The sequence below is a fragment of the Mumia sp. genome (assembly GCF_028803055.1).
Lineage (GTDB): Bacteria > Actinomycetota > Actinomycetes > Propionibacteriales > Nocardioidaceae > Mumia.
In genome coordinates, this window is the sequence record NZ_JARBCJ010000123.1 from 253 (window position 1) to 10397 (window position 10145).

Consider the following 10145-nt stretch of genomic DNA (forward strand, 5'->3'; position numbering starts at 1 on the left):
TCTGTCTGGGGGTTCGTTCGTCCGTGGGGTGGTGCGTGGTGGTGGGGTGCGCCCGGGCGCGGGCACCGGGCCCACCACCGTCGGTCAGGACTCGAACGCCGAGTCCATGTAGTCGTCGACGTTGTCCTTCGTCACGATCGGGGCCGCCAGCTGGATGACGCGCGGCACCTCCACCTCGGCGAGGTCCGACATCGAGCGGCCCTGCGCGATGAGTCGTGCCAGCTTGATGCCGTCGGCACCCTGGGTCGACGGATAGATGACGGTCGCCTTGAGGACCGTATCGTCAGCCTCGATCGACCGCATCACGTTCGCCGAGCCGGCCCCGCCGACCATGACGAACTCGTCCCGCCCGGCGTTGTCGATCGCCGCCAGCACGCCGACGCCCTGGTCGTCGTCGTGGTTCCACAGGAAGTCGATCTTGGGTGCGGCCTGGAGCAGGTTCGCGGCGGCGCGCTCACCGGACTCGACGGTGAACTCCGCCGCGACCCGGTTGGAGACCTTCAGACCGCAGTCCTTCAACGCGTCAGCGAACCCGCGCGAACGGTCCTGGGTCAACGGCAGGGAGTCGATGCCGGCGATCTCTGCGACCACCGCGTCCTTCTTGCCGCCGGCCTCCTCGCAGATGTAGCGACCAGCCGAGACCCCCATGCCGTAGTTGTCGCCGAGAACGGTCGAACGCGCTGCGTTCGGCGAGTCGAACTCGCGGTCGACGTTGACCACCGGGATCCCCGCCTCCATCGCCCGCGTGGCAACGTCGGTCATCGCCGCACCGTCGAACGGGAGGAGGACGATCGCGTCGACCTTGTCGTTGATGAAGGTCTCGACCTGGGAGATCTGCAGGTTGACGTCGTTGGTGCCCTCGGCGTTGATCAGCTCGACGTCGTCGAACGCCTCCGCCTGCTTCACGGCTGCGGAGGTGATCGCCCCCATCCAACCGTGGTCGGCCGCGGGGGCCGAGAAACCGATGCGCACGGTGTCGCCGGTCTCGGCGTTGTCGCCGGCTCCGGCGTTGGCGACGCTCTCGGTGTCGTCGTCGCCGGAGCTGTTGGTGCAAGCGGTCAAGGTCAGCGACGTTGCGGCGAACACGCCGGCGATCGCCAGCAGCCGTCGGCGCGGGGTGGTGGTGGACATGCCGTCTCCTCGGTGGGGTTAGGTGCTGCGGTTCGCCAGCCGCTGCTGGAGCAGCACAGCGACGACGATGATCACGCCCTTGGCGACGGCCTGGACGGACGTCGACAGGTTGTTGAGCGTGAAGACGTTGGTGAGCGTGGTGAAGATGAGGACGCCGAGCAGCGTGCCGACCACCGTGCCGCGGCCGCCGCTGAGGAGCGTCCCTCCGATGACGACCGCCGCGATGGCGTCGAGCTCCCACATGAGTCCGTGGGTGGAGGACCCGGTCTGCGTCCGTGACATGAGCATCACGGCGGACACGCCACAGGTGGCGCCGAGCAGGGCGTAGAGATAGACGGTGTGCCTCTGGACCTTGATACCGGCCAGGCGTGCGGCCTCGACGTTGCCGCCCACGGCGAACGTGCGGCGCCCGAACGTCGTGCGGTTGAGGAGGAACCAGCCGAGCACCACGATCACCGCGAAGACGTAGACGATCACCGGCACACCCAGCGGCCGGGCTCCGAGCGCGTCGCGGAACGCCTCGTCGCGGACGATCTGGGTCTTGCGGTCGGCGATGATCTCGGCGAGCCCTCGAGCGCTCGCCAGCATCGCGAGGGTGGCGATGAACGGCACGATCTTGCCGTAGGCGATGAGCACTCCGTTGATGACGCCGCACGCGATGCCCACGCCGACCGCCGTCGTGACGATGACGATCCAGCCGACGTCCTCGGCCATCGCCTGGGTGCCGGTGGTCGACGCCCACACCGAGGCCAGGGCGACGATCGCACCCACGGAGAGGTCGATGCCTCCGCCGGTGATGACGAAGGTCATCCCGATCGCGACCACGCCGATCGCAGAGGCGAGGCTGAGGACGGTGATGATGTTGTTGGTGCTCGCGAAGCGGTCGCCCGCCGTGACGAGGCCGACGACGCAGAGCGCGACCAGGGCGACCACGAGGCCGAGGTTGCGGGCGATCCCGAGGGACCGTGTCCGCGTCTCGGGAGCAGCCGCGGTCTCCTGCGTGCTCCCGGTCACCGATGAGGTACTCACGCGGCGTCACCTTTCGATTCGTTGCCGGTCGGTTCGTTGCCGGTCGGTTCGTTGCCGGAGAGGATGCGGTCGAGCACGGCGTGGGCGTCGAGATCGTCCGCCGGACCGGCGTGCACGATGCGGCCGTCGGCCACGACCATGACCCTGTCCGAGAGCCCGAGGACCTCGTCGATGTCGCTGGAGACGACGATCACGGCGACCCCGTCGTCGGCGAGCCGGCGGATCAAGCCGTAGATCTCGCTGCGTGCGCCGACGTCCACACCCCTGGTCGGCTCGTCCAGCAGGAGGACGCGGCACGATCGCAGCAGCCACCGGGCGAGGACGACCTTCTGCTGGTTGCCGCCCGAGAGCGTCCTGGTGACGCGGTCCGGGTCGTCGGGGCGCAGGTCGACCGAACGCGCGGCAGCGTGCGCCGCCGTACGCTCTGCGGACTCACGCGTGACCCCCAGCCGGGAGAAGCGCGGGAGGGTGCCGAGGGAGATGTTGCGGTAGACCGCCTCGTCGAGCACCAGCCCCTGCGACTTGCGCTCCTCGGGACAGAGCCCGAGGCCCGCACCGACCGCGACATCGACCGACCCGGGACGCAGGCGGCGTCCGTCGACGGTGACCGAGCCACGCTGAGCTCGCCGTGCGCCGTACACGGTCTCGACGATCTCGCTGCGCCCCGCACCGACGAGCCCGGCGAAGCCGAGGATCTCGCCGGGCCGGACCTCGAACGAGACGTCCTCGAACTCACCCTCGCGACCGAGCCCTTCGACGACGAGCAGCGGGTCGGCGTCGGGCAACGGCGTCGTACGGCGGGGGAACTCGGCCGAGACGTCGCGGCCGGTCATCAGGGTGATCAGCTCGGCGGTCGGGGTCTCGCCTGCCGGCAGGTCGGAGGCGACCGTACGTCCGTCCTTCAGCACGGTGAGCCGGTCGCCGATGCGGCGGATCTCCTCGAGGCGGTGGGAGATGTAGATGATGGCCTGGCCGGACGCACGGAGCTCCTCGATGACCCGGAACAGCCCGTCGACCTCGTCGGGGTCGAGGACAGCGGACGGCTCGTCCATGACGATCACCCGCGCCTGACGTGAGAGCGCGCGTGCCATCGACACGATCTGCTTGCCTGCTGCCGACAGGCTGCCTGTCTCGCGGGACGGCCGGATCTCGGGGTGACCGAGCGAGGTCAGCAGGTCGCGTGCGGCCCGGTGCGAGTCACCGACGCGGGAGAAGCCGAGACGCGTCTTCTCGTGGCCGAGGAAGATGTTGTCGGCCACGCTCAGGCCGTCGACGAGGTCGAGCTCCTGATAGATCGTCGCGATGCCGGCCGCGAGCGCGGCTTGCGGGTCCCCGAAGGTGACGGCGTCCCCGTCCATCACGATCTCGCCCTCGTCGGGCGTGTAAGCACCCGCCAGGACCTTGATCAGCGTGGACTTGCCCGCGCCGTTCTGCCCGAGGAGGCAGTGGACCTCTCCCGCACGCACCACCAGGTCGACGCCGTCCAACGCGCGAACGCCAGGGAACTCCTTGACGATCCCGGTCAGCTGGAGCAGGGGCTGCGACATGCGCGTGATGCTAGTCACACCTAATGACGGCCGTCAACCAAAAGTCAGGGTTTTGCCGACGGGCTTCTGTCGGGCTTGACTACATAAGTCGACGTGGGAGACTACGGCCCATGGATTCGTTCGCGCCTCAGACGGGCTCGGCGTCTGCCGCCAGCGCGGTCTTCCAGCTCATGCGCGACGGGCAGGCACGGACGAAGGCCGAGATCGCGGAGGCCACCTCGTTGGCGCGCTCCACCGTCTCGGCGCGGCTCGACCTCCTCCTCGCGGCTGGGCTCCTGATGCCCGTCGGGGAGGCAGCCTCCACCGGAGGGCGTCCGCCGGCGCGCTTCGCCATGAACACCGACTCGTACGCCGTGCTGGCGGTCGATCTCGGCGCCAGCCACGCGACGGTCGCGCTGTCGGACCTCGCGGGCACGGTGCTGGGTGAGGCCACCGTCACCAGCGACATCACCGAAGGCCCCACGGTCGTGCTCGACAGGGTCGTCGAGCTCGCGAACGAGCTGCTCTCGACGCTCGGCATGAGGTCGTCCGCCCTCGCGGGCATCGGGGTCGGCGTCCCCGGCCCCGTCGAGCACTCGACCGGCCGACCCGCGAACCCGCCGATCATGCCGGGCTGGCACGGCTTCGACATCCCCGGCTACCTGGCCGCGGCCTTCCCCGTCCGTGTCCGGGTGGACAACGACGTCAACGTGATGGCGCTCGGCGAGCACACCGCTCACTGGCCGGAGACCGACGACCTCCTCTACGTCAAGGTCGCCACCGGCATCGGATCGGGCATCATCTCCAACCGTCGACTCGTCCGCGGCGCCCTGGGCACCGCGGGCGACCTGGGGCACGTCCAGGTCAGCGGCAGGGGTGAGGACGTCAGCTGCCGCTGCGGCAACCTCGGATGTCTCGAGGCAGTCGCCGCCGGCCCTGCGATCGCCAAGCAGCTCGCCGAGCTCGACATCGGGGTCGAGACCCCACGTGACGTGGTCGCGGCCGTCGAGCGCGGCGAGATGGAGGCGGTGCGGGCCGTCCGCGAGGCCGGGCGCGCGATCGGCAGCGTCCTCGCCACGTGCGTGAGCCTGCTCAATCCCGCCGTGGTCGTGGTGGGCGGTTCCCTGTCGGCGACCGGGGAGTATCTCCTCGCCGGGATCCGCGAGGTCGTCTACCAGCGCTCCCTGCCGCTGGCCACGCACCAGCTGCGCATCGTCAGCTCGTCGCTGCACGGGCGGGAGGCCGTGCTGGGCGCAGCCGCGATGGTGCTCGAGGACGTGCTGTCACCGCAGTCGGTCGACGGGCTGGTCGAGCAGCGCAGCCGAGCCAGCGCCTGACCCGGCACCCGCCCGCGGGTGCTGGGGTCAGAGCGCGGTCGCGCCGCTGAAGACACCGGTGAGCGCGTCCTCCGCTGCGCCGGTCGCGGCGGCACGCAGCCCCAACGCGCTCAGCAGAAGGTCGAGAGACGCGTACGGCGCTGCCGTCACGCGCTCCTCGACCTCGCGCACCGCAGCAGGGAGCAGGTACGGCGCGAGCGGGACGAAGTAGCCACCGAGCACCACAGCATCGGGGTCGAGGATGTTCGCCACGGCGGCCACGCCCCTGCCGAGGACCGCACCCACGCCTTCGAGCGCCGCGGCCGTCCCCACGTCCGACTCGGCACGCCGCGAGATCAGCTCCGCCACCTGGAGCGGTGTCCCCTCGAAGGCGAGGCCGGTGGCCGACAGCACGGCGCGCAGCCCGACCGAGGCCTCCCAGCAGCCGCGGCGCCCACAGCCGCAGCGTGCCGTCGGGTCGCCGAGCGGGATGTGGCCGACCTCGCCCGCGAACCCCGACGTCCCCCGTACGATCGCGCCGTCCCTGATCACGCCCGCGCCGATGCCGACGGTGCCGGTGACGTACACCGACTGCCCCAGCCCGACCGTCGCCCCGCGTCGCGCCTCGGCGAGGGCCGCACAGTTCGCGTCGTTCTCGACCACCACGGGAAGCCCGGTCACCGCCGCCATGTCGGCCGCGACCGAGCGGCCGCGCCACCCGAGGTTCGGCGCCATCGCGACGACGCCGGCGCGCCGGTCGACCAGACCGGGCACGGCGACCGTCGCGCCGACGACCCGAGCCCCAGAGCCGCCGAGCTCCGACGCTGCCTCGCGGGCGAGCGCGACAACGACGTCGTAGGGGTCGCTCGTGCCGACGGGGACGGTGCGCTCGAGACGGACGGCGCCGCCGAGGTCGATGGCGACGGCGGACACGTAGTCGACGTTCGCCTCGAGGCCGAGCCCGACGATCGTGGAACCGGTCAGCGCGACCGGTCGACCGGGTCTCCCTCGGGAGACCGAGACGGCCTCGGACTCGCTGACGTAGCCGCCGTCGACGAGCCCGCCCACGATCGCCCCGACCGTCGCCTTGGCCAGCCCGGTCCTGCGCGCCAGCTCGGTCCGCGTCGCGGCACCGTCGTGCCGCAGCGAGCGGAGCACGGCCGCGGTGTTCTGCCTCCGCAGATCCTCGGTCGCGACGAGGGTCACCCGCGGATCCCGTAGAGGTGCTCGAGGGCGAGCTGGTCGAGGTGCTCGAACGCTGCTCCACGCACGGCGAGCGCGTCCGGGTCGGCCAGCTCGGCCTGCTCGAGCTCGCGCCAGCCCTCGCCCTCCTCCAAGGTCGGGACCGCCAGCTCGGGCAGCCGCGCGGCTGCCAGGGCCTCCTGCACGTCGGGGTCGGCGCGGAAGGCGCGGACCTTGTCACGCAGCACGAGGTAGTTCGTCATGCATGCGGCCGCGGCGACCCAGACTCCGTCCTCGTCCTCGGTCCGTGGCGTCTTGAAGTCGAAGTGCACCGGCCCGTCGTACCCGCCGGTCTCCAGCGCGTCGACGACCCAGAACGCCCCGCGGGCGTTCCCCGCGCCGAAACGCAGGTCCTGGTCGTAGCGCGGCCCGTGCTGACCGTTGAGGTCGATGTGAAAGAGCTTGCCGTGCCACATCGCCTGGGCGTAGCCGTGGGCGGCGTTCATGCCCGCCATCTCCTCGTGGCCCACCTCCGGGTTCACACCGACGTTCTCGGACCGGTCGAGCGTCTCGATGAACGCGAGCGCGTGCCCGATGGTCGGGAGGAGGATGTCGCCGCGCGGCTCGTTCGGCTTGGGCTCGATCGCGAAGCGCAGGTCGTACCCGCGGTCGTGCACGAACTCGCCGAGCAGGTTGAACGCCTCGCGATAACGATCGAGCGCTGCGGCGACGTCCTTGGAGGCGCCCGACTCGGCACCCTCGCGGCCGCCCCAGCAGACGTAGACCTCGGCTCCGAGCTCGGCCGCGAGATCGATGTTGCGCATCACCTTGCGGATCGCGAAGCGACGGACGTCGCGGTCGTTGGAGGTGAAGGCGCCGTCCTTGAAGACCGGGTGGGAGAAGAGGTTGGTGGTGGCGGTGGTGACGGCCAGCCCTGTGTCGGCCAGGCCCTTCTTCCAGCGCTCGACGATGCGTGACCGGGTGTCGTCGTCGGACCCGAACGGGATCAGGTCGTCGTCGTGGAAGTTCACGCCGTACGCACCGAGTCCGGCCAGCTTCTCGAGGGCGTGCACCGGGTCCATCTCGGCTCGGGTGGGATCGCCGAACGGGTCGCGGCCCGGATAGGCGACGGTCCACAGGCCGAAGGAGAACTTGTCCGCTGGGGTGGGTGTCGGGATCGTCATGATGGCCTCTCGGGTCGGTCGGGATCGGTCAGGTCCACGCGGCCGTTCGGTCGCGCAGGAGGGCATACGTCTCGCGGACATGGGGGGTCGGGTCTGCTTCGAGCACGGCGGTCGTCCCGGGCTTCCAGTCCGGCGGCTGCGCGGCACCGCTGAGGGCCCAGGCCGCCTGTCGTGCGGCTCCGAGGGCGACGTACTCCGCGGGAGCGAGGACGTGCACCGGCCTGCCGAGGATCGCGGGGGCGAGCGCCTGGACCGCGGGGTTGCGCGCCGCGCCTCCGACGAGCAGGAGCCGACCGTCACCGCCACCCACGCGGGCGCAGAGGAGGTCGACGGCGTCGGCGAGCGAGCACAGCAGCGCCTCGACCGCCGCGCGTGCCAGGTCCTCGCGGGTCGTGTCCGGGCGCAGCCCGGCCCAGAGCCCTGTCGCGCGCGGGCGGTCGGGCGTGCGTTCTCCGCCGTAGTACGGCGACAGCGTGACGCCGTGCGCGCCGGACGGCGCAGCGAGCGCGAGCCGGGCGAGCTCGGCGTGGTCGACGGCAAGGAGCTGCGTCTGAAGGTCGAGGATCCCGGCCGCGTTCATCGTGGTCGCCATCGGGAGGTAGCGGCCCGTCGCGTCCGCGAACCCGGTCACCGCACCGGTGCCGTCAGCGACCGGAGTCTCGGTGACCGCCGACGCCACGCCGGACGTGCCGATCGAGACGACGACGTCTCCGGGCAGGAGACCGAGACCGAGCGCGGCACCCATGTTGTCGCCCGTCCCCCCGGCCACCACGGTCCCGTCCTCGTACGCCGCCGTTCCGTCGGGGACGACTGTCGGCAGGGCCACGTCGTGCCCGAGCGCCGCCGCCGCGAGGTCATGACGCCACCTGCTCGTCCGCGCGTCGAAGTAGCCCGTGCCCGAGGCGTCTCCGCGGTCGGTGAAAGGTTCCGTACGCCGCCTGGTGAGGTGCCAGGAGACGTAGTCGTGCGGCAGCAGCACCGACTCGACCCGCGCAGCGTCGTCCGGCCGCTCGTCACGGAGCCAGCGCAGCTTGGTGGCGGTGAACGACGCGACGAGCACGCTGCCGACGGCGTCCGCGCACGCCTGCGCGCCGCCCATCTCCGCCACGAGCTCCGTCGCAGCGTCGGCGGACCGGGTGTCGTTCCACAGGAGGGCGTCATGGACGGGTGCACCCTCGGCGTCGAGCGCGACCATGCCGTGCTGCTGGCCGGCGACCGCCACCGCGGCAGCCGTTCCGAGCCAATCCCCGACCGCGTCGTCGCACGCCTCAAGCCAGCGGCGCGGGTCGACGGCGGTCCCGGCCGGGTGCGGCACGGAACGTTCCGCGAGGACCGCGCCGTCGTGGGCGTCGACGAGGACGGCCTTGGTGGACTGGGTCGAGGAGTCGACGCCGACGACGGTGCTGTGAGCCACGTCACCCTGTTTAGTATGAGTCGTGAACTAATGTCAAGGATCGCGTCCCCGGCTCGTTGTCGCGGGCGGAGACCAGGCCGGTCGGGCGTCGGTGAGAATGGAGCCATGACTGACTCGACCCCCACCGTCTGGAACACAGCCGGCGACTACACCGACATCCGGTACGAGACCACCGACGACGGCATCGCCAAGATCACGATCAACCGGCCCGAGGTCCACAACGCCTTCCGGCCGCAGACGATCATCGAGATCTCGGACGCCCTGACGGTGGCCCGGGAGGACGAGTCGGTCGGCGTCATCATCCTCACCGGCGCGGGCGACAAGGCGTTCTGCTCCGGAGGTGACCAGCGCGTCCGCGGCGACTCCGGCTACAAGTCCGACGCCGGCGCGACCGGCCGCTTCCACGTCACCGACCTGCACGTGCAGATGCGCCGGTGCCCCAAGCCGATCGTCGCGATGGTGGCCGGGTGGGCCATCGGTGGCGGACACGTGCTCCACGTCGTCGCCGACCTCACCATCGCCGCCGACAACGCCCGCTTCGGCCAGGTCGGCCCGAAGGTCGGCTCGTTCGACGGCGGCTTCGGCGCGAGCTCGCTCTCGCAGCTGGTCGGCATGAAGAAGGCCAAGGAGATCTGGTTCCTGTGCCGCCAGTACGACGCCCAGCAGGCCCTCGAGATGGGCATGATCAACACGGTCGTGCCGCTCGCCGACCTCGAGGCCGAGACCGTCCGCTGGTGCCGCGAGATGCTCGCACTCTCGCCGTACGCGCTGCGGCTGATGAAGGCCAGCTTCCACGCGGCCGAGGACGGCTACGCCGGCATCCAGCAGCTCGCCCACGACACCAACCTGCTCTTCTACGGCAACGACGAGGCCAAGGAGGGCCGCGAGGCGTACAAGGAGAAGCGCACGCCCGACTTCACCCAGTTCCCTCGCCGCGCATGAGCCCCTCAGTGCGCGTCGAGGACATGGCCGGTATCGAGCCCGCCCTCGCCCTCACCGTCCCGCCGGAGTTCGAGGACGAGAACGGTCACGTCAACATCCGCCACTACTTCGACCTGCACGTACGGGCTGCCGATCGCACGTTCGCGGCGCTCGGTGTCGACGACGGCTATCGGGCCGCGCGCGGCATGAGCGTGTTCAGCATCGACCACCGCGTCCGATACCTGGACGAGGTGCTCGTGGGTCAGGACGTCGCGGTGTACGTCCTGTTCCTCGCACGCGCAGCCAAGACCGTGCATGGAGTCCAGGCGCTCTTCAACGCCGGCACGGGCGCGCTGGCCAACACCTTCGAGTTCGTCGAGGGACATGTCGACCTCGCGCACCGCCGTACCGCGCCGTGGCCCGCCGACGTGGCCGCGCGCAT

9 protein-coding genes are annotated in these 10145 nt (G+C 71.0%); 3 read left to right on the forward strand and 6 right to left on the reverse strand.

The window, feature by feature from the left end:
- Positions 1–84 precede the first annotated feature (84 nt).
- From PV363_RS12220 to PV363_RS12230, 3 genes are read right to left on the reverse strand one after another with little or no spacing between them, the layout of a single operon-like run.
- Positions 85–1131 carry a substrate-binding domain-containing protein gene (locus PV363_RS12220; RefSeq protein ID WP_220346012.1) on the reverse strand — a complete coding sequence of 349 codons (1047 nt, stop codon included), beginning with the start codon at positions 1129–1131 and terminating at the stop codon, positions 85–87.
- 18 nt (positions 1132–1149) lie between these two features.
- Positions 1150–2160 carry an ABC transporter permease gene (locus PV363_RS12225; RefSeq protein ID WP_220346011.1) on the reverse strand — a complete coding sequence of 337 codons (1011 nt, stop codon included), beginning with the start codon at positions 2158–2160 and terminating at the stop codon, positions 1150–1152.
- Complete coding sequence (locus PV363_RS12230; RefSeq protein ID WP_220366310.1) at positions 2157–3707, reverse strand: sugar ABC transporter ATP-binding protein; 1551 nt, start codon at positions 3705–3707, stop codon at positions 2157–2159. The genes PV363_RS12225 and PV363_RS12230 overlap by 4 nt, the downstream gene beginning before the upstream one ends.
- A gap of 110 nt (positions 3708–3817) precedes the next feature.
- On the opposite strand from PV363_RS12230, the gene PV363_RS12235 reads away from it, so the two are divergent.
- The gene (locus tag PV363_RS12235) at positions 3818–5023 is read left to right on the forward strand and encodes an ROK family protein (RefSeq protein ID WP_220346009.1); all 1206 of its coding nucleotides are present in this window, start codon (positions 3818–3820) and stop codon (positions 5021–5023) included.
- A 27-nt stretch (positions 5024–5050) separates the two neighbouring features.
- On the opposite strand, the gene PV363_RS12240 is transcribed toward PV363_RS12235, so the two are convergent.
- Genes PV363_RS12240 through xylB form a run of 3 tightly spaced genes read right to left on the reverse strand, consistent with a single transcriptional unit; the run spans position 5051 to position 8782 of the window.
- Positions 5051–6208: an ROK family transcriptional regulator gene (locus PV363_RS12240; RefSeq protein ID WP_301022450.1), complete on the reverse strand. Its 1158-nt coding sequence runs from the start codon at positions 6206–6208 to the stop codon at positions 5051–5053.
- Entirely contained in the window at positions 6205–7368 is a 1164-nt protein-coding gene (gene xylA / locus PV363_RS12245) for a xylose isomerase (protein ID WP_220343308.1), read from the reverse strand. The genes PV363_RS12240 and xylA overlap by 4 nt, the downstream gene beginning before the upstream one ends.
- A gap of 28 nt (positions 7369–7396) precedes the next feature.
- Positions 7397–8782, reverse strand: a complete 1386-nt coding sequence (gene xylB, locus PV363_RS12250; protein ID WP_301022451.1) for a xylulokinase — start codon at positions 8780–8782, stop codon at positions 7397–7399.
- Positions 8783–8887: 105 nt separating this feature from the next.
- Here xylB and menB point away from each other — a divergent pair, with 105 nt between their 5' ends.
- Together menB and PV363_RS12260 are read left to right on the forward strand one after the other, a co-directional pair.
- The gene (menB, locus tag PV363_RS12255; protein WP_220346006.1) at positions 8888–9724 is read left to right on the forward strand and encodes a 1,4-dihydroxy-2-naphthoyl-CoA synthase; all 837 of its coding nucleotides are present in this window, start codon (positions 8888–8890) and stop codon (positions 9722–9724) included.
- Positions 9721–10145, forward strand: a 425-nt coding sequence (locus PV363_RS12260) for a thioesterase family protein (RefSeq protein ID WP_301022452.1), incomplete at its 3' end; no start/stop codon positions are given. The genes menB and PV363_RS12260, both read left to right, overlap by 4 nt.